Genomic DNA, 23311 nt, shown 5'->3' with positions numbered 1-23311 from the left:
TTCTTTAATAAACATTATACTCTAAAACAATTTATTTGTTAATTGTAACAGCTGTACTTTTAGGAAGAAAGGTTACCCGTTCTTCAAAGACATTTTGCAATGTTTGCATCATGCCATTATCCGGACGATCTGTATAAACAAAGATATTTTTTGGCGCCAGTCCAATTAGCGTTAACAATATGGATGGCTCGGCTTCAATCCCCCATTGTTTTAACAAAGGATAGAACGAACGGATCGAATGTACATTTTTTATATAATTGTGATTTTTATCAAATAATTTAAAAGGATGATCATCGATAACATAAATTGTGTGATGTAATGGCCGATAAGCTTTAACAATTCGCCTTAATTTATCGATAAATGCCTGGTACTCTTGTTGAAGCTTGTACTCATCAATAGCCAACTCAACATATTTTTGCAAGCACGTCCGATATTTATTAAGGCGGAATCGAATAACCGATTGAAATGACAAACTTGTCCGGTCTTCAAAGATATCACGGACAGCTTCTTTAATAACATTTCGTCTGGAAGGCAAAATATCCAATCTTGGCAGATCTGTTTTCTCTCCATCAAATATCGCTTGAACAATTTCTAAAATTTCTTCCTGGTCATGCTTGTCTTTAAAATAAAAAGTCGAAGAGATAATATCAAGAAGCCATTTTTCTTCGTATGTGTCAATAATAAAGTCAACAAAAATTCCAATAAACTTCGTTCTAAAGTCAACCGACAACGGTTCATCTTCTAAGCCAATCGTTAACGTTTCCTTATGAATTTGAAAATGCAAAGGTTCTTTGATTACTTCAGCAATATGTGTATTCAGAGACACTGCTTCGTGCCTTGATTTAAAAGTAACAGAAATCAACCTGGTCCCCCCTTGTCCCTTCTTCATTACACTATATGGAACAAGACGGGAAAAAATGTCCTAAATTTTTATTACAAAAATATTAAACTAAGTTATCCACAGCTTTTGGGGTCTGACCCCGAAAAGTGAAGTTATCCACAGTTTAAGGGCCAGCCTAAAGCTGACCCTAAATCCGGCGATTATTCCCTTTAACTGTAACCAATTTCGTATAATGGCGGATCCGTTCCATGACACGCTTTGCCTTAAGAAGTTCGGTCCCGCTTTTTTGTGAATACGAGAAGTGATCTTCCAATTCTTCATAATCATAATTTGACGTATATAACGTCGGCAATTTTTTCATCATTCGGTATTGCAAAATACTGCCAATGATTTCATCACGAATCCAAGGAGAGATCGTTTCCGCACCAATGTCATCCAAAATCAGCACTGGTACCTTCTTAATATAATCTAACTTTTCATCAAGTGTTTTTTCCTGTATTGCACCTTTTAGTTCCCTGAAAAAATCAGGTGTATAAACCATTAAAGAAGATACATTTTTATCTTTCAGCCTATTCATGACAGCACCCATTATATAGGTTTTGCCGACACCAAATTCGCCGTAAAGGTAAAGACCCTTTGTTTTGGAAGGATGTTCTATATATTCCTTTACAAAATCCCCCGCGGCTTTTAAGGCATCGTAACGTCTTGGATCACTTGTATCTATCGATTGAAACGTTGCCTGTAAAACATCATCCGGTACATAATAACTATTAATTAATTGTGATTGATGTTTCATTTCTTCATTTCTTTGTTTCAACGGGCAAGGATGAAAAGCCAAATTGATTGATGCTTTGTCATATATTAATTCAGGCTGGTAGCCTTTTAAAACGTTCGGGCAGCGTTCCAGACCCGGGCAATTGTCGCATTGATTGCGTTCTTGTACAAATTGGTACAAACTTGGGATACTTTTTTCAACAGCGGCAAATGATATATCCTCATGGCTGTTTAAAAATGCTTGTACATCCCCGTGATTCAGCAAAGAATCTGTTATTTTCTTGAAAAATTGTTCAATGTCCTGACCCTTCGCCATTTGACGGATGACAGATTTTATTGAATCCATATCTTCCACCGCCTATATATTATTTAAATAATCTTCAAGGGACTTTCTTTTTTTCGCAGCTTCTTCATCTGATAACCCCGTTTGTTCTTTCGAGGATGATTTATCGGTCATCCATTTCGGCAATCTTTCCTGATGATCATTTTTCCGGGTTTTTTGCGATTGCTTTTTATTTTTAGTTTGCGACCACTGTTGATACTTTTTGTGTTCAGAGCGTGCCAAAGCCATTGCCTCTCTTACCGTACGCACTTGTTTCCTGGCCCAATGAGCAGCAATTTTTTCGACATAACTTTTAACCAGTTTTTGGTCACTTGTTACCATGACATAATGTATGAGGACATTAACAACGCCTGGATTTAATTTTTGTTCAAATAAAATTTCCTCAGCAATTTTCAAATCTGCCGCTGCCGGCTTGCCGCCTTGTCCCACTTGTTCAAGCACCTCGTACGGCGATAATTGCTCAAACGCCTGTATAGCCTGTTCTTCCTCATTTTGAGGTGTTCGATTAGCCATTTCCTGAAGAGCCGCAGGCTGAGTTCGGTAACTTAGAGCCGGCAGTTGATCACCTGATTCTATCCTGTAAAAATTACGGACTTGTTTTCTAAGTTCTTGAATATCTATAACACCGGTATGCAGAAAGGCTTCTTGAATGACACGGCTCATCTGCCCCGGCGTCAGCTGATAGACAAAGGCAAGCTTAACAACGGCATCCTTTACTTCAGAGGTAAATGCCTCTTTAGAAATAATAACATCGGAAAGTTGATGATACAAAGCCTGGAAATCAAATTCTGATGTCACTGACGGTGCTGTCGGATTCTTTCTGTCTACCCATTCATATTGATCATTTATTAGTGACACTTCATCTTTATTTATACGCAATTCCGATGGATGAACAGATTGAAAAACATCGCTAAATGACACAGTAATATCTTCAAATTGCTTTCTATCTACCTGTTCTTGAACAAAAATTTTCTTTAATCGGATAAAATCCTTTTGGCCAATTCGATTGTATAAATATATGTTTAATAAACCATCCGTAAAAAACTGCTTAGGCGTTAAAGGGGGCTGCAGCTCATAAATAAACTCAGTCTGTTCATTATCCTTTTTTTTATAAACCTTAAGCAAACCAATAGCTTCAAGCTTTTTTCTATCATCCAGCAATAGATCAAGGGGACAGTTCATTCGAACCATTAATTGATGATGCGAGCATAAGTCGCCAAAAAAGGACATCTCATCAATTTCATGCCAAAGTGAAGTATATAAACTGACTGCTCTTGGCCCTATAAGCGGCTGATATAAATAATTAATAATTTTTTGATCATAAGGATGGATTAAACCATTGACGCGGACCTGATAACGGTCTGCGGGTAATAACTCTTTCCAATAATTTTGCACCCTGATCACCTCACACATCTAAAGGGTACAGGTAAAAGTGTAAAAGAGCTTTAAACAAAGCTCTTTAGTCATCATCTTTATTGACTTTTTTCAATAAATCTTTCAATTCATGGATAAATACATTAATATCTTTAAACTGCCTGTAAACAGACGCAAAGCGGACATAGGCAACTTCGTCGACTTGAGCCAATTCATCCATAACTAACTCGCCGATATCATGACTTTTCACTTCGGATATTCCTTGATCCCTTAAAGTTTTCTCAACTTTATTAACGATTTCTTCAAGGCGCTTTAAAGGCACTGGCCGCTTTTCACATGCTTTAATCAAACCGCGCAGTATTTTATCACGGCTAAACGATTCTCTATCATCGCCTTTTTTAACGACTATAAGCGGCATTTCTTCAACTGTTTCAAACGTTGTAAACCGGTACTGGCATGATTCGCATTCACGCCGCCTTCTAATAGACCGCCCATCGTTAACAGGCCGAGAATCAAGAACCTTTGTTCCTAGTTCCTTACAATTAGGACAACGCATGAATCCCACCTCTATTAGGGCCTTTTAACTTTAATCATATTAAAAAAAACGTCGAATAACAAGTATGTTTCTTTAAAAGTGCAATCTGTTTTAAAGAAACAAACCTGACAGTCATATCAAAAGGGTTGCCTTGGGCAACCCTTTATCTCATTTTTTATATAGATGTCATTTGTTTCTTTTTAATTTGTACTGGACCTAAACCTCTTGGCAGTTCCATCTTTTCCGATATCTCAGCGTCCAACGCCTTTGCAATATAGTCGGCTGCGACGTTCGGATCAATTCGGTCACCGCAAGTATATACATCAATACTCGCATAGCCGTGTTCTGGAAAACTGTGAATTGTTAAATGAGATTCAGAAATAATAACAACTCCGCTTACACCTTGAGGTGCAAATTTATGAAAGGCTACTTCCCTAACTTCTGCCCCGGCAACTAATGCCGCATCAACAAAAATTTTCTCAATCATTTCCATATCATTTAATTTATCGACATTACAATTCCATAATTCAGATATAACATGACGTCCTATTGTTTCCATTTAACATTCCCCCTTAGGAAAAAGTACCATGCTTAGAGCATGCAGGATTGTTTTAACACCACGGGGGATAGTTAGTCCGATGAGGTCCTAACCCTTTAAGTGTTGTACAAATCCTCTTTCGTACATTTTGTATTGACGATGATTAGTATAATGGTTTTACATAAAGTTTGCAACGACTTTTTTACACTATTAAAATTTCCCAATCTTTCATTTAAAAAAGCCCGCTACCGGCGGGCCTTTTTCTGTTACATTGAAAATTTCTCTATGATACTTTTACATCATTTGTATTAATCATACAAGAAGCGACTAAATTAGCCAAATCAACTACCCGGCAAGAGTATCCCCATTCATTATCATACCATGCCAAGACTTTTACTTTATTTCCATCAATGACCATAGTGGATAATCCATCTACGATTGCCGAATGTTCATCGGTATTAAAATCTTTTGAAACCAGCGGCTCTTCAGTATAAGCTAAAATACCTTTATAATTCGCTTGTGAGGCAGCTTGAAAGGCATAATTTATATCATCAACAGTCACTTTTGTATTTAGTTCAACAACAAGATCGACTAATGAAACATTTGGTGTCGGCACACGCAAAGCCATGCCGTTTAATTTCCCGCTAAGTACAGGAAGCACCTTGGAAATTGCCTTTGCTGCACCCGTTGATGTTGGGATGATCGATTCAGCACAAGCACGCGCACGCCGCAAATCCTTATGCGGGTTATCTATATTCTTTTGGTCGTTCGTATAAGAGTGAACAGTAGTCATCATGCCGGAGACAATTCCGAATTGCTCTTCCAATACTTTAACAACCGGCGCCAAACAATTCGTTGTACATGAGGCATTTGAAAGAACATGATGATGGTTTGGATCATATTTGTCATCATTGACACCCATCACAATTGTCATATCTTCATCTTTCCCAGGTGCCGTAATAATGACTTTCTTGGCACCTGCTTCTATATGGTAACCTGCTGTCTCACGTGTTTTAAATTTACCCGTAGCTTCGATAACAATATCTATACTCAATTTTTTCCACGGTAAACATCTTGGATCACGGTTATTAACAAGTTCAATAATTGCGCCGTTAACTCTAAGATGATTGTCGTCTACAACGTCCACTTCCCCTTGGAAACGGCCGTGAATACTATCATATTTTATTAAATGGGCTAATGTCGCAGCTGGATAACTTGCATTAATCGCCTTAATATTTAATGAAGCGTCTGTCATCGCTCTTCTAAAAACCATACGCCCAATTCTTCCAAATCCATTTATCGCAACATTTACAGGCATGAAACATCAACCTCCGAATATGTGTTATACAATTTATGAATTAACTACAAATAGTATAACATAATAACCGGAGATTGAAAGCGCTTTTTGATTTTTTATTAAAAAATGTGCCACTGCCTAAAGATCGCTTTTAATTGTTGCAAAGTATTATCCACCGAGCCATTATTATCAATAATCGCATCGGCGAGCGCCTTCTTTTCATCCAACGGCATTTGTGACCGTATTCTGTCCAAGGCCTGTTTTTCCGTGCTATGATCTCTATTTATTAATCTTTCCAGCTGTGTTTTAGGATCAACGTAAACCAATAACTTTTTATCAACCCACCCTGTTAATTTCCCTTCAAAAAGTAAAGGTATATCAAGGACAATGGCTTTTTCACCTTTTTTTTCGTAAAAATTTATCTTTTGTAACATACTTTTTCTTACTTGAGGATGTACGATATTATTTAGTATAATCCTTTGGTCAGCATCTTGAAATACAATACTGCCAAGTTTTTTCCGATTAATTTGTCCATTTTCTAACAATATGTCCGAACCAAAGGAGGCAACAATTTGTTTATATGCCTCCTCTCCCGGTTCAACGACTTCTCTTGAAATAATATCCGCATCAATAATTGGGATACCAAAATTTTTAATCATAGCGGAGACAGTGCTTTTACCGCTGGCAATACCGCCTGTTAAACCAATTTTTATCATCCGTCTTCTCCTTTATCACGAATAAAGCGTCAGGAATTCATTCAAATCATAACTTGGCAAGCATGGCAAAAATGAGTTCCTCTGCCGCCGACTTTAATTTTTTCAATAGGATGTCCGCAATTCGGACAAGGCGAACCAACGCGGCCATAAACATTTAATTTTTGTTGGAACATGCCCATTTGCCCTTGGCTGTTTAAATACGTTCGAATCGTACTTCCTCCCATTTCAACCGCTTCATTTAGAGTCTTTCTAATACATTTCGTCAAATTATCGATTTGTTTATGATTTAGCGTCCTCGCTTTAGTTAATGGATGAATACATGCACGGAACAAGGCTTCATCAACATAAATATTGCCAAGACCGACAACGATTGTTTGATCTAATAAGGCTGTTTTTACCGCACGGTCTGTTTTCGCTAAACGATCAGTTAAATATTCTGCCGTAAAGTCAGAACCAAGCGGCTCCGGTCCTAATTGACTGAGGGGCGGATACAAGAATTCCTCCCCTTTTGCAAACAGATGCATCGTGCCGAACTTTCGTACATCCCGATACCTTAGCTCTGTTTGGTCAGTAAATTTAAAAATAACATGGGTGTGTTTATCTATTGTAACATGTTCTTCTTGTAAACTATACTTGCCTTCCATTCGCAAATGAGAAACGAGAACATCTTTATTTAAATAAAAAAGTAAAAATTTCCCTCTTCGTTTTATATCTTTAATTGATTGACCTTTAAGCTCTGTTTGAAAAGCCCGAACATCATCAGGTCTTTTGATGATGTTCGGCCAAAGAACGGTAATATCCTCAATCTTTTTTCCAATAATAAGTTGCTTTAATGTTTCTTTTACTGTTTCCACTTCAGGTAATTCCGGCACGGATATCTTCCTTTCTTATTTCGCGTCGTACCATGTGTCCCCAAATGAGAAATCAACTTTTAAAGGCACCTTCAGTTTCACGGCATTTTCCATAACATCCGGAACGATGGTTTTCAGCTTATCTATTTCATCCTTCGGTGCTTCAAAAATCAATTCATCGTGAACTTGAAGCAGCATATTTGCTTGCATCCTTTCATCCTTAAGCCGCTTTGCCATATGAATCATTGCCTTTTTTATAATATCAGCTGCGCTTCCTTGGATCGGAGTATTCATTGCTGTACGTTCCGCAAAGCTTCTTCGGTTAAAGTTCCTGCTTGTAATATCCGGTAAATAACGTCTTCTATGAAGCAAAGTCGTTACAAACCCATCTTGCTTTGCCTTTTGAACGATATCCTCCATGTATTGTTTTACCCCTGGATAACTTTCTAAGTAACGGTCAATAAAAGCCCCTGCTTCCTTTCGGGTAATATTTAAGCTTTGGGATAAGCCGTAATCACTAATACCATAGACAATACCAAAGTTAACTGCCTTCGCATGGCGCCGCATAAGAGACGTGACATCCTCCTTATCAACACCAAAAACGTCCATAGCCGTTTTCGTATGAATATCCATTTCATGTTCAAACGCTTCAATAAGACTTTCATCATTTGCAATGTGTGCAAGGACCCTTAATTCAATTTGTGAATAATCAGCTGAAAACATCATCCAATCTTGCTTAGACGGAATAAATGCTTTTCTGATTTTACGGCCCTCTTCCAGACGAATAGGTATATTTTGCAGGTTAGGATCTGTAGAGCTTAACCTTCCCGTTTGCGTTAACGCCTGGTTAAAACGGGTATGAATTTTTCCTGTCTTTGGATGAATAACTTTTAAAAGACCTTCAATATATGTTGAATTCAATTTTCCAAGTTGACGATAGTCAAGAATTTCTGAAATAATATCATGTTCACTTTCTAACTTTTCAAGAACATCAGCAGAAGTTGAGTAGCCTGTTTTTGTCTTTTTAATAACGGGCAGGTTTAATTTCTCAAATAAAACTTCGCCAAGCTGCTTCGGAGAATTAATATTAAAGCTTGTCCCCGCTAATTCGTAAATATCCTTTTGTTTCTGTTCAAGTTTTTCTCTTAATTCTTCACCCATACTTTCAAGGGTTTCCTTGCTAATTTTAACCCCTTTTTCTTCCATTTCGGCTAAAACGAGTGAAAGGGGCATTTCCAGCTCTGCAAAAAGGCTGTACTGCTCATTATTTTCCAGTTCTTCTTTTAAGAGAGGCTGGCATTTTAACATAGCCTCAGCTTTTCTTATCAAATGATCGCCGAGCTTTTCACCTTCAGGAATGACTCTTTTTGCACCTTTTCCGTAAAAAGCATCATCAGAATAAACAAATTTAATATGTTTGCGCTTGGCGATTGCAGATAGATCGTGGGATGATTCGGATGGATCAATTAAATATGAAGCCATTTGAATGTCAAAAGTGACACCATTTATGTCAATATCGCGCCATTTTAATGAAACGATTGATTTCTTGCCGTCAAACACAATTTTCTTTTGATTGGCATCAGCAAGCCATTCTTTAAAAATTGATGAGTTTAAGGCTGTTTCCGTCGGAATATAGAAGCGGCCTTTTTCATTAGCTAATGCCAGACCAACTATGTCAGCATAATGATAATTATCTTCAAGAACTTCAACAACAAGGGCGCTTGGCGAAGCTAAATGCTGTTCATTAACTTCTGTCACCATTTCAAATTCTAAAGTTTCTTCTTCAGCATCTTCGCTAATCACTTCATCAAAGCCGACCCGTTCCAGAAGCGTTTTAAATTCTAAGTCTTTAAACAGATCAATTAACTCGCTTGTGACTTTATATTCATATTGTAAATCGTCTAACTTAACATCAATAGGCGCGTGCTTTTCAATTGTGGCCAGTTCCTTGCTCAGAAAGGCTTTCTCCCGGTCATTTTCCAGCTTTTCTTTTAATTTTTTACCGGAAACATCTTCTAATGATTGATAAATGTCTTCAATGGAACCAAATTGCTTTAGTAATTTAATAGCTGTTTTTTCGCCAACTCCCTGTACACCGGGAATATTATCTGAAGAATCGCCCATCAGCCCTTTTAGATCTATGATTTTATCCGGAGTAATTTCATAACGCTCATATACTTTTTCTTTATCATAATCGTCAACATCCGTAATGCCTTTCCTTGTTAAGGAGACAGTGACATGATCATCCACCAGCTGAAGCAAATCTTTATCACCTGTAACAACTTTAGTTTCAAAGCCTTCTTTTTCGGCCTGTACCGCTAAAGTGCCTATGATATCGTCTGCTTCATAGTTTTCTATTTCATATCTCTTGATGCCCATCGCATCTAACAATTCATGAATAAATGAAAATTGCTCAGAAAGTTCCGGCGGTGTCTTTTGACGGGTGCCTTTATACTCTTTATATGTTTTATGCCGGAACGTCGTTTTTCCAGCATCAAATGCTACAAGAACATGAGAGGGTTTTTCTTCCTCAATAATTTTCATCAGCATTGTCGTAAAGCCGTACACAGCATTTGTATAAACCCCTTTATCATTATTAAGTAAGGGCAGGGCAAAAAATGCTCTGTAGGCAATACCGCTGCCATCAATTAGGATGAGCTTATTCAATGAATGACATCTCCTTTTTTCTGCTATCAGAATTTATATCTTGGCAAGTTTTTTAAGCTTTTTTAAATGTTATTGTAAAAGTTGTCCCTTTGCCGATTTCGCTTGATACATCAATACGGCCTTCATGCGCTTCTACAAGATGTTTGACGATTGCCAGTCCAAGTCCTGTACCGCCTTGATTTCTGCTTCGTCCTTTATCAACACGGTAAAATCGTTCAAAAATACGGGGAATTTGATCTTCACTAATCCCAATCCCAGTATCCTTAACCATCAGCTCAACATCATCTTTTGTATCTCTAACTTGTACCCAGACATGGCCGCCGGCCGGGGTGTAAGATATGGCATTGGTCACTAAATTAATAATCATTTGTCTGATGCGATATGGATCACCTAAAGCCAGACTTTTACTGGATGGGAGAACTTCCAAAATAATGGATTTTTGATGAGCCTTTTCTTTTAAAATAATTAGTGTGTCTTCTAATACATCTCTTAATGAAACACTTTGCCATTTTATCATAAAATGTTCTTGTTCGATTTTTGACAACTCTAACAGATCTTGAATAAGGCTTTGCAGTCTTTTACTTTCATTAAGAATAATGTTAAGAAATTTTGTTTTTAATTCGCTGTCATCCATCGCCCCGTCCAAAAGTGTTTCGGTAAAGCCAATAAGGGAAGTAACCGGCGTTTTCAATTCATGTGAAACATTCGCCACAAAATCTTTTCTCATTTTTTCAAGCTTTTTCAGTTCTGTTATATCATGAAAAACGACAACGATACCTCGCAAACGCTTTTGTTGGGCTAAAATCGGGGCACAGGAAACGTCAAAATGTTTTCTTTCAATATGAACAGGCAAAAGAACTTGCCTTGTTAACCTTCTTTCGGTACTGAAGGTTTCATCAATAATATCAATGACTTCCTGATATGGAATGACTTCATAATATGTTTTGTCATTCCAATTGTTCGTCTTCACCCGAAAAGTTTCTCTGTAGGTCTTATTTAACAAATTTATTCGGCCATGGCTGTCAATAAAAATTAGCCCGCTCCCAATATTTTCAATCAAAGTTTCCAATCTATCCTCTTGTGTTTGATAGGATTTTGTCATTTTTTCCAAGTTTGTAGCTAAATGATTAAGGGATTGGTTAAGCCGGGCTAATTCAGTATTTTTTACAGGTTCAGGTATACGTTTTTTATATTTGCCGTATACAAGGTCCTCAGCCATTGCAGCAGCATCAGCGACTGGTTGTTTATACCTTTTCAGGACAAATTCATAAAAAAGTATAATGGCTATACCCAGAATTAAGATGAAGATACTGTCCAAATACGGTACAAACAAACCAAGGACATAAATAATAAGAAGAAAAAGTACAGCACAAATTATCCGCCTATGTTTTATATGGAGAATTTTATCTGTCAGGATATTCATTCTTTGGTCCCTCTAATTTATATCCTAATCCCCGTACTGTTTTGATATACAACGGCTTCCTGGTATCCTTTTCAATTTTTTCCCTTAAGTGGCTGACATGTACATCAACAATTCGGGTATCGCCGGCAAAATCATAGTTCCAAACAGTGCTTAAAAGCTGCTCTCGCGTTAATACTTTACCTTTATTTTTTACTAAGTAAAGCAACAGTTCAAATTCTTTAGGTGTCAGTGTCATCAGATCACCTTGGAAAAACGCTTCATACTTATCAGGATAAACAGATATCTCGCCAACAGCCAGTTTAAAGTCTTCTGTTTGCTGTTTTACAGGGTTCACTTGATTTGACCGCCTCAATATTGCCTTAACACGGGCGACGACTTCTCTTGGACTGAAGGGCTTCGTCATGTAATCATCTGCCCCAAGCTCAAGCCCCAGTATTTTATCTAATTCATCATCTTTTGCTGTCAGCATTAATATTGGAATAAACATTTGATTTTGTCTTAATGTTTTACAAACATTTAATCCGCCCATTTCCGGCAGCATTAAATCCAATACAATAAGGTCAGGTGAATAATTTTGTGCCTTTTCAAGGGCTTCATTGCCTGTTGAAGCGGTTAATACTTCAAAGCCTGCTTTTTCAAGGTTAAAAGATAGCAACGTGACTATAGATGGTTCATCATCGACAACAAGTATTTTATTTGACAAGGCAATAACCTCCAGTTTAAGCTGAATCGAATCCTTTTACCTCTTAATCATACTATTTTTTATAGGGATGATAAACTACATCACAAAAAAACAAAACCTCACTTAAGCGAGGTTTTAAAAGTTCTCCAAGGTTGAAGATGTAATGGACTTAGGCGGATACGGCGGCGATACAATTAATTCTCCAACGATGACTTGATCACCTGAATTGTTTTCTCCGTCGACGCTGATTTTTATATGTCTATCTTCAAGACTTACTTCTTCAACTGTTAATAACATATGAACTTCTTCATAGTGATGGACAGGCTTAGGAAATTGTAATGATTGGCTGAGAATACAGCTGCCCGGACCGGGAAGTATTTTGGAAATCGCTCCTGTCACCATACCTGTAAGCATAATTTGCGGCACAATTGGTTTTTTATACGGTGTTAATGAGGCATAATCATGTTGTATAAATAAAGGATTATTATCATCGGATAACCCTAAGTACAAAAGCAAGTCCTTATCTTCTACCTTTTCTGAAAATTTCAGTTTTTCCCCCGGCTGAATTTCCTCAATTAGCCGTCCTAATTTTCTTTTCTTCCCTAAGAGCATGAATACGCCTCCCTCTTTTGAACAAGTGCGGTAAATATAGATTAAAAGGATTCGAAGTTAAACTCCGAATCCCTTTTAACTTATAGTAAATGACTTAAAGCGCAGACATGACATTCTTAACAGATTCAACAGATTTATTTAATGCTTGTTTTTCTTCATCTGTAAGGTCAAGTTCAATGACTTTTTCAATACCGTTTCCGCCAAGAACAACCGGAACACCTAAGTACAGGTCATTATAGCCGTATTCACCTTCAAGATAGGCAATAGCCGGTAAAATACGCCGCTTATCTTTAACAATAGCTTCAACCATTTGTGTCAGCGAAGCTGCAGGTGCGTAGTATGCACTGCCGTTGCCAAGAAGATTAACGATTTCTCCGCCGCCTTTTCTTGTTCTTTCAACAATTTCATCTAAGCGGTCTTTGGAGATTAACTTTTCAAGAGGGATACCGCCGGCATATGAATATCTTAAGAGCGGTACCATATCGTCACCGTGCCCGCCAAGAACGAACCCGGTAATATCTTCTACAGACAAGTTAAGCTCTTGGGCAACAAAAGTTCTGAAACGGCCTGTATCAAGAACACCTGATTGACCGATGACGCGGTTCTTAGGGAATCCTGATTCTTTATAAACCGTGTATGTCATCGCATCTGCCGGGTTAGTTAAGACAACAATTGTACAATTTGGTGAATACTCAACTACTTGACGGGTGACATCTTTCATAATTTTAGCGTTAGTTGAAACAAGGTCATCCCGGCTCATACCAGGCTTTCTGGCAATACCTGCAGTAATAACTACGATATCAGAGTCGGCAGTGTCTTTATAATCGGATGTTCCAACAACGTTGACGCTGGCATTTAGGATTGGTGTTGCTTCTAACATATCAAGCCCTTTGCCTTTAGTTGGACCTTCCATTTGCGGAATATCCACTAAAACAACGTCGCCAAGTTCTTTTTGACTGACTAGGAATGCAGTTGTAGCACCTGTAAAACCTGCACCAATTACCGATATTTTTTTACGCTTAATAGTCATTACAGTGACCTCCTGATTTACATATTTTTAATTAATTCATCAGCAAATCCGGAACATTTAACTTCTTTTGCGCCATCCATCAGACGGGCAAAGTCATAAGTAACTACCTTGCTGGCGATTGTTTTTTCCATTGATTTCATTACCAAATCAGCTGCTTCGTGCCAGTTAAGGTGTTCAAGCATTAATACACCGCTTAAGATAACAGAAGACGGGTTAACTTTATCCATACCGGCATATTTTGGAGCTGTACCATGAGTCGCTTCAAAAATTGCATGGCCGGTTTCATAGTTAATGTTGGCGCCAGGCGCAATACCGATGCCGCCGACTTGTGCAGCTAACGCATCAGAAATGTAATCGCCGTTTAAGTTCATAGTTGCAACAACATCGTATTCTTCCGGGCGGGTAAGAATTTGTTGCAAGAAGTTATCGGCAATTGCGTCTTTAACAATAAGTTTGCCTTCTTGTTCTGCTTTAGACTGTGCGTCGTTTGCAGCATCTTTACCGTCTTTTTCAGCAATGCGGTCATATTCTTTCCATGTGAAGACCTTATCGCCAAATTCCTTTTCTGCGACTTCATAGCCCCAGTTTTTAAATGCGCCCTCAGTAAACTTCATGATATTGCCTTTGTGTACAAGCGTCACATTTTTGCGGCCTTCATTAATGGCGTATTGAATAGCCGCACGTACAAGGCGTGATGTGCCTTCTTTAGAAATTGGTTTAATGCCGATGCCTGAAGTTTCAGGGAAGCGAATTTTGTTGACACCCATTTCATTTCTTAAGAAATCAATGACCTTTTTCACTTCATCTGTACCTTCGGCATATTCAATACCTGCGTAAATATCTTCAGTATTTTCACGGAAGATAACCATATCTGTCTTTTCAGGATGTTTAAGCGGTGAAGGAACACCTTGGAAATAACGGACCGGGCGCAGACAAGTGAACAGATCAAGTTCTTGGCGAAGCGCGACATTTAAAGAACGGATGCCGCCGCCGACAGGTGTTGTTAACGGTCCTTTAATGGCAATTATGTACTCTCGAATTGTATCAAGTGTTTCTGAAGGCAGCCATTCTCCTGTTTGGTTATAAGCCTTTTCCCCTGCTAAAATTTCTTTCCATACAATTTGTTTCTCGCCATTGTAAGCTTTTTCAACTGCGGCTTCCAATACACGTGAAGCAGCTGCCCAAATATCAGGGCCTGTTCCATCACCTTCGATAAATGGGATAATTGGATTATTTGGCACATTCAGTGCTCCGTTTTGTACAGTAATGCGTTCTCCGTTTGCCACAATACATACCTCCTGCTATTAAATCTCGTATAACGGGTTGGGGTCTCCCCCTACCTGTTATACATTAAACATTAGCGATTTTCAATTGGTGTATATTCTCTTGCTTCAGGACCTACATAATCCGCACGAGGACGGATAAGGCGGTTATCACTATATTGTTCTAAAATGTGAGCTAACCATCCGGATGCCCGGCTGATCGCAAAAATTGGTGTAAATAGATCATGCTGGATACCCAAAGCATGATAAACGCTCGCCGAATAGAAATCGACGTTAGGAAGCAGCCCTTTTTCCTTTTTCATGATGTCTTCGATCTTGACGCACATTTCATAAAGTTCAGGTTCACCGGTTTTTTTAGTAAGCTTTTCGGACATTTCTTTTAAATGTTTGGCGCGCGGGTCCCCGGTTTTATATACCCTGTGGCCAAAGCCCATAATTTTTTCTTTATTGGCAAACGCTTTCTCAAGATATTCATCAACATGATCAACAGTGCCAATTTCTGTAAGCATCTTCATCACTTGTTCATTTGCGCCGCCGTGAAGCGGTCCTTTTAAGGCACCGATTGCTGAAGTTATCCCTGAGTAAATATCTGAAAGTGTTGCCACACAAACACGCGCCGTAAATGTTGAAGCATTAAGTTCATGATCTGCATGCAGAATTAAAGCTTTATTAAAAGCTCTTACTTCAATTTCTTCCGGTTCTTTATCGTTTAACATGTATAAAAAGTTTGCTGGGAAACTTAAATCTTTACGCGGGGCAACAGGGTCTTTTCCATCCCTGATTCTTGCAAAACCGGCAACAATGGTAGGAAGTTTCGCTTGAATACGTAAAGCTTTTGCTTTATTCGCTTCTTCATTCATTTCGTCTGCTTCTGAATCAAATATACCAAGGGTTGATACAGAAGTACGAAGAACGGCCATCGGATGAGTGTTATTAAGTGGAAAGGCTTTCAGCTGCCGGAAGACTTCATCAGGAACTTCAGCGTTTTCTGCTAATTCCTTTTTAAATGTATCAAGCTCGTTCTGATTAGGTAATTTATCGTGCCATAGTAAGTATACAACTTCTTCAAAAGTGGATTTTGTTGCCAGCTCATCGACATTATATCCTTTGTATCTTAGAACACTGTCAATAATCGAACTAATTGTCGTAGTTGTAGCTACAACACCTTCTAGTCCTTTAGTTGCTGTCATAATATCTCCTCCCTTATATAAATCCCTATCGCATATTCCTTAAATAAAAGGCACTTAATAGTTAGCTTAGACAAAAAACTAAAATATATTAAATGTCATTACATATACGATTATAAACAATTTAGTGTCATTTGTGAATAATAATGCAACATAATCTAGAAAACAGATGTAAATAACCCGTAAATTTTTAGAAATATACTAATAAAAAATTCATATACATGTCCTATAGTTCGTATTCAACTTTTCGTGCAATTTATAAAAAAATTCGACAGGGGGATGCGATGAATCCGCAATATTCGAATTCTGTTTTGAGATACATTTACATTTTGTGCCGCTTGACCCTGGTGGCTTTTATTATTGTTCTCATTGGATTATTTTTTTATTATGCAGGAGAATTTGTCTATCCTTTTATAATAGCAATTATCATTTCATTCTTTTTTAATCCGTTAGTAAATATTTGTGAGAAGAAAATCAAATTATCCCGCTGGGCAGCCGCATTTATTGCGATCATTTTAATATATGGCGTTTTTACCGGTTTAATCTTTCTGTTTGTTTTTGAAATGATTAACGGTCTTACTTACCTGACTTATGTTGTCCCAGATCATGCCGAAAAGCTTGTACAGTTCATCCAAAAATTTCTTTTCTCAAAAATCATCCCGTTATGGGAGCATATAACCCATTTATTTAACCGCCTTAACCAATCCCAACAACAATCGATTCAAAATAATATTGATGACATTGGAAAAAAGGCTGGAAATATATTGGCAGAATTCGGCACATCCCTTATTCAGTGGTTAAGCAATCTTATTGTTTCTTTGCCCAAAATTATAATTGCATCGATATTTATTTTATTAGGCGCCTTTTTTATAACAAAAGACCGGTACAAAATCGGCAAATTTGTAAAATTAAAAATACCTTCCAAAGCAGTTCATTATTTTAAGTCTGTCTATGATGATTTAAGAAAAGCTTTTATGGGACTTATTCGCGCTAAGTTAATTTTTATCTCTATTACCGGCGTTATTGTTTTTGTCGGGTTATTTATTTTGAATATCGATCATGCGTTTACCATTAGCGTTTTATCAGCATTTATTGATTTAATGCCTTATTTAGGTACAGGTTTCTTATTTGTCCCTTGGATCATATATGAATTTTTCGCTGGTGACTATTTTTTAACAATAGGATTGTCTGTCCTTTACGCTATTATTGCTATTCAAAGGCCATTCATTGAACCAAAAATTCGTTGTTCTTCAAATAATCTTGATCCCCTGCTGACATTAATAGCTATTTTTATCGGCTTCAAGCTTATCGGTTTTTTAGGTTTAGTTCTTGGTCCTGTTACACTTGTCATATTAAATTCATTAGCGCAGGCAAATGTCTATCAGGGTGTATGGAACTTTATTATTGGTCATCATCCGGTTAAAAAATAAAAACAGCTGTTCTTCACAGCTGTTTTTATCTTCGGAAATAAAATGATGGACGACCATTGGCCGTTCTTTTTCTTAACCAATTAATCACCCGGTCTTTCGCTTTTTTACGAATCGGGGGAAAAAGTAAAAGAAAACCGCAAATATCGGTAAAAAAGCCGGGTGTCAATAATAATATGCCTCCAGCCAATATACAGGCACCCTCAACAAGAGACTGCCCCGGCAGCCTCCCGGCGGATAGTTCAGCACGTATTTCTTTAAGTGTTTGCAAACCTTCCCGTTTAGCCAGCCAAGCCCCTGTAATGCCAGTGGCAATAATCAGCAATAAGGTTAAAGGGATCCCTAAATATTTTCCGGATAAAACAAATAAAAAAATTTCAATTGCCGGAACCAATATAAAAATAAATAATAGCGGCCTTGGCCCTCTCATCATTTTTATTTCTCCTTACAAGCCTTTTCGATTTTTTCATGAAGCTCAGAAGCAATTTTCTTAAGAGAAAGCGGCTTTAGGTCTAAATTTGTCCAACAATGCTCAGTCAATCCATCAGCAATAAGTTTTTTATCGTTTTCTTTTATAATCTCATAGTGAAATGCGATGCGTATACCTGTATATTTAACAATTTTTGTTTTAATAATAAGCGAATCTTCATACTTCGCGGGCGACTTATAATTAACTTCCGAGCGGATCGCCGGAAGCATCAGCCCGTCTTTTTCAATCTCACTATAAGGTTTCCCCATCTGTTCTCTAATACAATCAGTACGGCCAATTTCAAACCAATTAATATAGGTGCCGTGATGAATGACACCCATCTGATCTGTTTCAGAATAACGAGCAACAATTCTGGACTTTGTCTCCATAACATCACCTTCAATTCTTCTCTTTATCAATGATATGTAAAAAAAGAGAAGGTTTAATACCTTCCCTTTTACTATAACACTTTTGCATGTCCATCATAAATATTTCCGCGCTCTGCATCTACAGTAACGATTTGCCCATTTTTTAATAGTGTTGTTGCATCTTGCACACCGACAATAACAGGGATTTCGAGATTTAAGCCAATAACAGCAGCATGTGATGTCAAACCGCCTTCTTCAGCAATAATCGCTGATGCACGCTGACACGCAGGCATCATTTCTTTATCAGTCCCTCTTGTCACCAAAACAGCACCTTCAGGCATATTTTGATTGGCATCATCAGCATTGTTCGTCACATAAACTTCGGAGGTTGCGGTTCTGCGGCCAATACCTTGTCCTTTTCCCACCGTACCGCCGACAACGTGAACTTTAAGAAGATTTGTTGTACCAACTTCCCCGGCAGGAACACCTGCTGTAATTACAACAAGATCGCCGTGCTTAACTTGACCTGAGTCAACAGATCGATCAACGGCCAAATCCAACATTTCATCAGTAGATTTACAATATTCCCCGATCAGCGGAAAGACACCCCATACCAGTGCCAGTTTTCTTAAGCCCTTCTCGCTGCTTGTAACCGCAACAATATTGGCTTTTGGGCGATATTTTGAAACAATGCGCGCTGTATAGCCGCTCACAGTTGCAGTAATGATTGACGAAACATCAAGATTAAGAGCTGTATGTGATACGGCTAATCCAATAGCATCTGTTATTGTTATTTCGTTAACTTTACTTCGTCTGCTTAAGATTTCCCGATAGTCTAAAGCTGTTTCAGCCTTGGATGCAATACGGTTCATTGTTTTTACAGCTTCGACAGGATAATCTCCGGCAGCAGTTTCCCCTGATAACATAATTGCGTCAGTACCGTCGAAAATAGCGTTAGCAACATCACTTGCTTCAGCACGGGTAGGCCTTGGATTTCTTTGCATAGAATCAAGCATTTGCGTTGCGGTAATTACCGGCTTGCCGAGCAAATTACATTTCTTTATTAAATGCTTTTGAACGAGAGGCACTTCTTCTGCAGGAATTTCAACGCCAAGATCACCGCGTGCCACCATTAACCCGTCTGATACATCAAGGATTTCATCAATGTTGTCGACACCTTCGCGATTTTCAATTTTAGGGATAATATCGATGTCTGCATGATTTTCCTCGAGCAAACGGCGTATTTCCAGAACATCAGAAGCTCTTCGTACAAAAGATGCTGCTATAAAATCAACATCCTGTTCTATACCAAATAGAATATCTTTAGCGTCCTTTTCAGTAATACCCGGCAGATTAACGCTGACATTCGGTACATTAACACCTTTTTTACTTTTTAACTCACCGCTGTTTAAAATTTTAGTAATGATTTCGTTATTGTCATTTTTTCCAATGACCTCAAGCTCAATAAGGCCGTCATCAAGCAAAATTGTTGAACCGGGTGATACATCATTAATAAGGTCTTTATAAGTAACGGAAATCTTTTCGCTCGTGCCTTCAACATCATCCATCGAGACAATTAATTCTTTACCTTTTTCAAGATAAACCTTTTCTGTTGCCATTGTACCCGTACGAATTTCAGGTCCTTTAGTATCCAGCAGAATAGCTACTGTTTTGTTTGTTATTTTAGCAGCTTCTCTAATATTTTTTATTCTTTGCCCATGTTCAGCGTAATCACCATGAGAGAAATTTAAGCGTGCAACATTCATACCAGAGTTGATTAACTCAACGAGTGTTTCTACGCTCTCACTTGCCGGCCCAATTGTACATACAATCTTTGTTTTTCTCATTATATTTTTCCTCCCGATTATATAGAAAGTTCTTTAACAAGTTCAATTAATTCATTATCAATGTAATGTTTTTTCGTTAATACGTCCAATATATCATGGTAAACAACTTGATTATTTTGTATACCGACCATTTTGCCTGCTTTGCCGTCTATCAATAAGTCTACAGCTTTGGCGCCTAACCGGCTGGCCAGTACACGGTCAAAGGCTGTCGGCGATCCGCCGCGCTGGATATGTCCGAGTACAGTAACACGTGTATCCAAATCAGCTTTCTTTTTAATCTCATTTGCTACATGTGCCGCGCTGCCTACCCCTTCAGCCACAATGATAATACTGTGTTTCTTACCGCGCTTGTGTCCATGATAGATTCGTTCGATGACGCCATCGATATCCTCCGGTCTTTCAGGAATTAAAATAGATTCAGCACCGTCGGCTAAGCCGGCCCATAATGCAAGATCACCGGCATCACGTCCCATTACTTCAATAATAAATGGGCGTTCATGAGATGTTGCTGTGTCCCGTATTTTATCAATAGCATCGATAACTGTATTTAAAGCTGTGTCAAAGCCAATCGTAAAGTCTGTGCCGGGAATATCGTTATCAATTGTTCCAGGGACACCAATGGTAGGAATGCCTTGTTCGGACAGCTTTACCGCTCCTCTAAAGGAGCCGTCTCCTCCTATAACAACCAAACCTTCAATCCCAAATTTATGAAGCTGCTCAATTCCCTTTTTCTGACCTTCTTCAGTTTTAAATTCCTCGCATCTTGCACTGTAAAGCATCGTTCCCCCGCGATGAATAATATCACCGACAGAACCGACTTCAAGCTGTTTTATATTACCGGAAATAAGTCCTGAATAGCCTTGATAAATACCGTAAACTTCAAGTCCATGATAAATTGCCTTTCTAACGATAGACCGAATAGCCGGGTTCATTCCCGGAGCATCGCCGCCGCTTGTTAATACACCAATCCTTTTCATACTAACACCTCTTTAAATATATGTTCAAAAAGGAGGACAAAAAGAGCCGAGAAGTTCAAGGAAGCGCCGCCTCCGAGCACCGGATCGTATGCCTAAAATACGTGAGGAGCGGAGGAGCAAGCTGACGCAGAAATTCGACAGCTATTTTTCCCGGACTTTTTGAACAACCTCTTTAAACTCTAAAAAATATGTAAGAAAAGTGCTTTCTAGAAAAGAAAGCACTAACCTTGTCGGATGAAATCGCTTGCAACACCGTATTTCCCCATATGACGATATTTTTCAAAACGTTTTTTTACAAGTTCTTCCGGGTTAAACGGATGTAAGGCTTCCCATGCCCCCCATAAATACTCATCAATAGTCTTAGCCTGTTCCTTAGGATCCTGATGGGCGCCTCCTAAAACCTCCGGAATCAATTCATCAATGATATTCAGTTCTTTTAAGTCCGGCGCAGTAATTTTCATTGTTTTTGCTGCCCTTTCCGCGAGTCCGGCATCCTTCCATAACAAAGCTGCTGCACCTTCAGGTGAAATAACAGAGTACCAGGAATTCTCAAGCATTAAAATTTTATCCGTAACACCGAGAGCTAATGCACCGCCGCTTGCGCCCTCACCAATAACAACAGAAATTATCGGTACCTTTAGTCCGGCCATTTCAAATAAATTGCGGGCAATCGCTTCCCCTTGGCCGCGTTCTTCAGCAGCCTTTCCAGGAAAAGCCCCCTTAGTATCTATAAATGTAATAACGGGACGGCCAAACTTTTCCGCTTGTTTCATTAATCTAAGGGCTTTGCGGTAACCTTCTGGATGGGCCATGCCAAAGTTTCGCTTAATATTTTCTTTAGTATCACGGCCTCTTTGCTCACCAATGACTGTTACAGGCATACCATGAAACCTTGCAATACCGCCAACAATGGCTTCATCATCACCAAATAAACGATCACCATGACATTCAATAAAATCAGTAAATAAGTGCGGAATGTAATCAAGTGTCGTCGGACGGTCCATATGACGTGCGATTTGAACACGATCCCATGGAGACATATTGCTGTATGTTTCCTTTTTCAATTCTTTCAAGCGATTTTGCAAGCGTTCTAATTCATCTGTCAGATCAATATCTTTTTCTTCCATAAAAGATTTTAATTCTTTTATCTTATCCTTAAGTTCAACAATCGGCTTTTCAAAATCTAATCCTGGTGCCACTATTTTTCACCTCCTTCTGTATGAATAGACAATACGGTTGACAGCGTTTGTTTGAGTTCATCCCTTGGAATAACCCGGTCCAGCTGCCCATGCTTTAATAAAAACTCCGATGTTTGGAAGTCTTCAGGGAGATCCTCATGAATCGTTTGTTCAATAACCCTTCGGCCTGCAAAACCAATTAACGCACCGGGCTCAGCAAAATTATAATCACCTAACGATGCAAAACTTGCTGTTACACCGCCGGTTGTCGGATGCGTCATGACCGTAATAAAAAGGCCTCCGTCATCACTAAAATGCTTTAACGCTGCACTTGTTTTGGCCATTTGCATAAGGCTTAGCATGCCTTCTTGCATACGCGCTCCGCCTGAAGCTGTGAAAATAACGAGCGGCAGTTTTAATTTCATCGCCTGTTCAATAGCCCTCGTAATTTTTTCTCCGACAACAGAACCCATACTGCCCATTCTAAACCTTGAATCCATCACTGCTGCAACAGTTTTAATACCATTAATTTGGCCTTTACCAGTAATCACAGCTTCATTTAAATCGGTTTTTTCTCTGTCTTTATTCAGCTTTTCTATATAGTCCGGGAAATTCAGAGGATTTTCCGAAACCATCTCCCGATCAAATTCTTTAAAGCTGTCATCGTCAAACAGGGTTTCAATTCTTTCATAAGCGGTTAATGGATAATGATAACCGCATGATTGGCAGATATATAAATTCTTTTTTAATTCTTTAGCATACATAATCTTTTTGCACTGCGGGCATTTTTTCATTATCCCTTCCGGCACTTCTTGTTTCATTTTTTGGGAAGGGATTGTTACATATTTTTTCTTTTTTACAAAAAAGTCCTTTATCAAAGCACATACACCTT

At 38.4% G+C, this 23311-nt stretch carries 22 protein-coding genes; 1 reads left to right on the top strand and 21 read right to left on the bottom strand.

Going from position 1 to position 23311, the window contains the following annotated elements; all coding sequences use genetic code 11:
• Positions 1–31: 31 nt before the first annotated feature.
• The 15 genes from ACFQRG_RS12065 to citZ all read right to left on the bottom strand — a co-directional run bounded on the left by ACFQRG_RS12065 (position 32) and on the right by citZ (position 16156).
• Positions 32–862 carry a putative sporulation protein YtxC gene (locus ACFQRG_RS12065; RefSeq protein WP_380966237.1) on the bottom strand — a complete coding sequence of 277 codons (831 nt, stop codon included), beginning with the start codon at positions 860–862 and terminating at the stop codon, positions 32–34.
• A 166-nt stretch (positions 863–1028) separates the two neighbouring features.
• Positions 1029–1961, bottom strand: coding sequence for a primosomal protein DnaI (dnaI, locus tag ACFQRG_RS12060; protein ID WP_380966235.1), 933 nt, complete (start codon positions 1959–1961; stop codon positions 1029–1031).
• 12 nt (positions 1962–1973) lie between these two features.
• A complete protein-coding gene (locus ACFQRG_RS12055; protein ID WP_380966233.1) occupies positions 1974–3353 on the bottom strand; it encodes a replication initiation and membrane attachment family protein in 1380 nt (459 codons plus the stop codon).
• Positions 3354–3417: 64 nt separating this feature from the next.
• Positions 3418–3888 (bottom strand): transcriptional regulator NrdR, encoded by a 471-nt coding sequence (gene nrdR / locus ACFQRG_RS12050; RefSeq protein WP_380966231.1) that lies wholly within the window; start codon positions 3886–3888, stop codon positions 3418–3420.
• Positions 3889–4042: 154 nt separating this feature from the next.
• Positions 4043–4426, bottom strand: a complete 384-nt coding sequence (speD, locus tag ACFQRG_RS12045; protein WP_380966229.1) for an adenosylmethionine decarboxylase — start codon at positions 4424–4426, stop codon at positions 4043–4045.
• A 262-nt stretch (positions 4427–4688) separates the two neighbouring features.
• Positions 4689–5723 (bottom strand): glyceraldehyde-3-phosphate dehydrogenase, encoded by a 1035-nt coding sequence (locus tag ACFQRG_RS12040; protein ID WP_380966226.1) that lies wholly within the window; start codon positions 5721–5723, stop codon positions 4689–4691.
• Between the two features lie 98 nt (positions 5724–5821).
• Positions 5822–6418, bottom strand: a complete 597-nt coding sequence (gene coaE / locus ACFQRG_RS12035; RefSeq protein WP_380966224.1) for a dephospho-CoA kinase — start codon at positions 6416–6418, stop codon at positions 5822–5824.
• Positions 6419–6459: 41 nt separating this feature from the next.
• Complete coding sequence (gene mutM / locus ACFQRG_RS12030; protein ID WP_380966222.1) at positions 6460–7290, bottom strand: DNA-formamidopyrimidine glycosylase; 831 nt, start codon at positions 7288–7290, stop codon at positions 6460–6462.
• 15 nt (positions 7291–7305) lie between these two features.
• A complete protein-coding gene (gene polA, locus ACFQRG_RS12025) occupies positions 7306–9936 on the bottom strand; it encodes a DNA polymerase I (protein ID WP_380966219.1) in 2631 nt (876 codons plus the stop codon).
• A gap of 52 nt (positions 9937–9988) precedes the next feature.
• Positions 9989–11359, bottom strand: coding sequence for a two-component system histidine kinase PnpS (gene pnpS, locus ACFQRG_RS12020; RefSeq protein WP_380966217.1), 1371 nt, complete (start codon positions 11357–11359; stop codon positions 9989–9991).
• On the bottom strand, positions 11340–12062 hold the full coding sequence (locus tag ACFQRG_RS12015; protein ID WP_380966214.1) for a winged helix-turn-helix domain-containing protein: 723 nt from the start codon (positions 12060–12062) through the stop codon (positions 11340–11342). Before ACFQRG_RS12015 ends, pnpS begins: the two co-directional genes overlap by 20 nt.
• Before the next feature lie 114 nt (positions 12063–12176).
• The gene (locus ACFQRG_RS12010) at positions 12177–12653 is read right to left on the bottom strand and encodes a MaoC/PaaZ C-terminal domain-containing protein (RefSeq protein WP_380966212.1); all 477 of its coding nucleotides are present in this window, start codon (positions 12651–12653) and stop codon (positions 12177–12179) included.
• A 94-nt stretch (positions 12654–12747) separates the two neighbouring features.
• Entirely contained in the window at positions 12748–13683 is a 936-nt protein-coding gene (gene mdh, locus ACFQRG_RS12005; protein WP_380966210.1) for a malate dehydrogenase, read from the bottom strand.
• 17 nt (positions 13684–13700) lie between these two features.
• Positions 13701–14969 carry an NADP-dependent isocitrate dehydrogenase gene (icd, locus tag ACFQRG_RS12000; RefSeq protein ID WP_380966208.1) on the bottom strand — a complete coding sequence of 423 codons (1269 nt, stop codon included), beginning with the start codon at positions 14967–14969 and terminating at the stop codon, positions 13701–13703.
• Between the two features lie 71 nt (positions 14970–15040).
• Positions 15041–16156 (bottom strand): citrate synthase, encoded by a 1116-nt coding sequence (gene citZ, locus ACFQRG_RS11995; protein ID WP_380966206.1) that lies wholly within the window; start codon positions 16154–16156, stop codon positions 15041–15043.
• 281 nt (positions 16157–16437) lie between these two features.
• Here citZ and ytvI point away from each other — a divergent pair, with 281 nt between their 5' ends.
• Positions 16438–17583, top strand: a complete 1146-nt coding sequence (gene ytvI, locus ACFQRG_RS11990; protein WP_380966204.1) for a sporulation integral membrane protein YtvI — start codon at positions 16438–16440, stop codon at positions 17581–17583.
• 25 nt (positions 17584–17608) lie between these two features.
• Here the strand turns inward: ytvI and ACFQRG_RS11985 are convergent, their stop codons facing one another.
• From ACFQRG_RS11985 to accD, 6 genes are all read right to left on the bottom strand, one after another.
• A complete protein-coding gene (locus ACFQRG_RS11985; RefSeq protein WP_380966202.1) occupies positions 17609–18013 on the bottom strand; it encodes an FxsA family protein in 405 nt (134 codons plus the stop codon).
• A gap of 2 nt (positions 18014–18015) precedes the next feature.
• Complete coding sequence (locus ACFQRG_RS11980; protein ID WP_380966200.1) at positions 18016–18438, bottom strand: acyl-CoA thioesterase; 423 nt, start codon at positions 18436–18438, stop codon at positions 18016–18018.
• A gap of 71 nt (positions 18439–18509) precedes the next feature.
• Complete coding sequence (gene pyk, locus ACFQRG_RS11975; RefSeq protein ID WP_380966198.1) at positions 18510–20264, bottom strand: pyruvate kinase; 1755 nt, start codon at positions 20262–20264, stop codon at positions 18510–18512.
• A gap of 17 nt (positions 20265–20281) precedes the next feature.
• Positions 20282–21241, bottom strand: a complete 960-nt coding sequence (gene pfkA, locus ACFQRG_RS11970) for a 6-phosphofructokinase (protein WP_380966196.1) — start codon at positions 21239–21241, stop codon at positions 20282–20284.
• A gap of 221 nt (positions 21242–21462) precedes the next feature.
• Entirely contained in the window at positions 21463–22440 is a 978-nt protein-coding gene (gene accA, locus ACFQRG_RS11965; protein ID WP_380966194.1) for an acetyl-CoA carboxylase carboxyl transferase subunit alpha, read from the bottom strand.
• Entirely contained in the window at positions 22440–23297 is an 858-nt protein-coding gene (gene accD, locus ACFQRG_RS11960) for an acetyl-CoA carboxylase, carboxyltransferase subunit beta (protein WP_380966193.1), read from the bottom strand. Before accD ends, accA begins: the two co-directional genes overlap by 1 nt.
• Positions 23298–23311: the final 14 nt, after the last annotated feature.

The organism is Scopulibacillus cellulosilyticus (assembly GCF_042665295.1).
In the GTDB taxonomy this organism is placed as follows: Bacteria; Bacillota; Bacilli; order Bacillales; family Sporolactobacillaceae; genus Scopulibacillus_A; species Scopulibacillus_A cellulosilyticus.
Note: the sequence above shows the minus strand (reverse complement) of the source record. Positions and strands in the feature narration are given on the sequence as shown.

Excerpts from the sequence above, each read along its gene's own strand:
- dnaI (WP_380966235.1), bottom strand. The coding sequence starts at position 1,961 with ATGGATTCAATAAAATCTGTCATCCGTCAAATGGCGAAGGGTCAGGAC.
- nrdR (WP_380966231.1), bottom strand. The coding sequence starts at position 3,888 with ATGCGTTGTCCTAATTGTAAGGAACTAGGAACAAAGGTTCTTGATTCT.
- speD (WP_380966229.1), bottom strand. The coding sequence starts at position 4,426 with ATGGAAACAATAGGACGTCATGTTATATCTGAATTATGGAATTGTAAT.
- ACFQRG_RS12040 (WP_380966226.1), bottom strand. The coding sequence starts at position 5,723 with ATGCCTGTAAATGTTGCGATAAATGGATTTGGAAGAATTGGGCGTATG.
- coaE (WP_380966224.1), bottom strand. The coding sequence starts at position 6,418 with ATGATAAAAATTGGTTTAACAGGCGGTATTGCCAGCGGTAAAAGCACT.
- pnpS (WP_380966217.1), bottom strand. The coding sequence starts at position 11,359 with ATGAATATCCTGACAGATAAAATTCTCCATATAAAACATAGGCGGATA.
- ACFQRG_RS12010 (WP_380966212.1), bottom strand. The coding sequence starts at position 12,653 with ATGCTCTTAGGGAAGAAAAGAAAATTAGGACGGCTAATTGAGGAAATT.
- mdh (WP_380966210.1), bottom strand. The coding sequence starts at position 13,683 with ATGACTATTAAGCGTAAAAAAATATCGGTAATTGGTGCAGGTTTTACA.
- citZ (WP_380966206.1), bottom strand. The coding sequence starts at position 16,156 with ATGACAGCAACTAAAGGACTAGAAGGTGTTGTAGCTACAACTACGACA.
- ytvI (WP_380966204.1), top strand. The coding sequence starts at position 16,438 with ATGAATCCGCAATATTCGAATTCTGTTTTGAGATACATTTACATTTTG.
- ACFQRG_RS11985 (WP_380966202.1), bottom strand. The coding sequence starts at position 18,013 with ATGATGAGAGGGCCAAGGCCGCTATTATTTATTTTTATATTGGTTCCG.
- ACFQRG_RS11980 (WP_380966200.1), bottom strand. The coding sequence starts at position 18,438 with ATGGAGACAAAGTCCAGAATTGTTGCTCGTTATTCTGAAACAGATCAG.
- pyk (WP_380966198.1), bottom strand. The coding sequence starts at position 20,264 with ATGAGAAAAACAAAGATTGTATGTACAATTGGGCCGGCAAGTGAGAGC.
- pfkA (WP_380966196.1), bottom strand. The coding sequence starts at position 21,241 with ATGAAAAGGATTGGTGTATTAACAAGCGGCGGCGATGCTCCGGGAATG.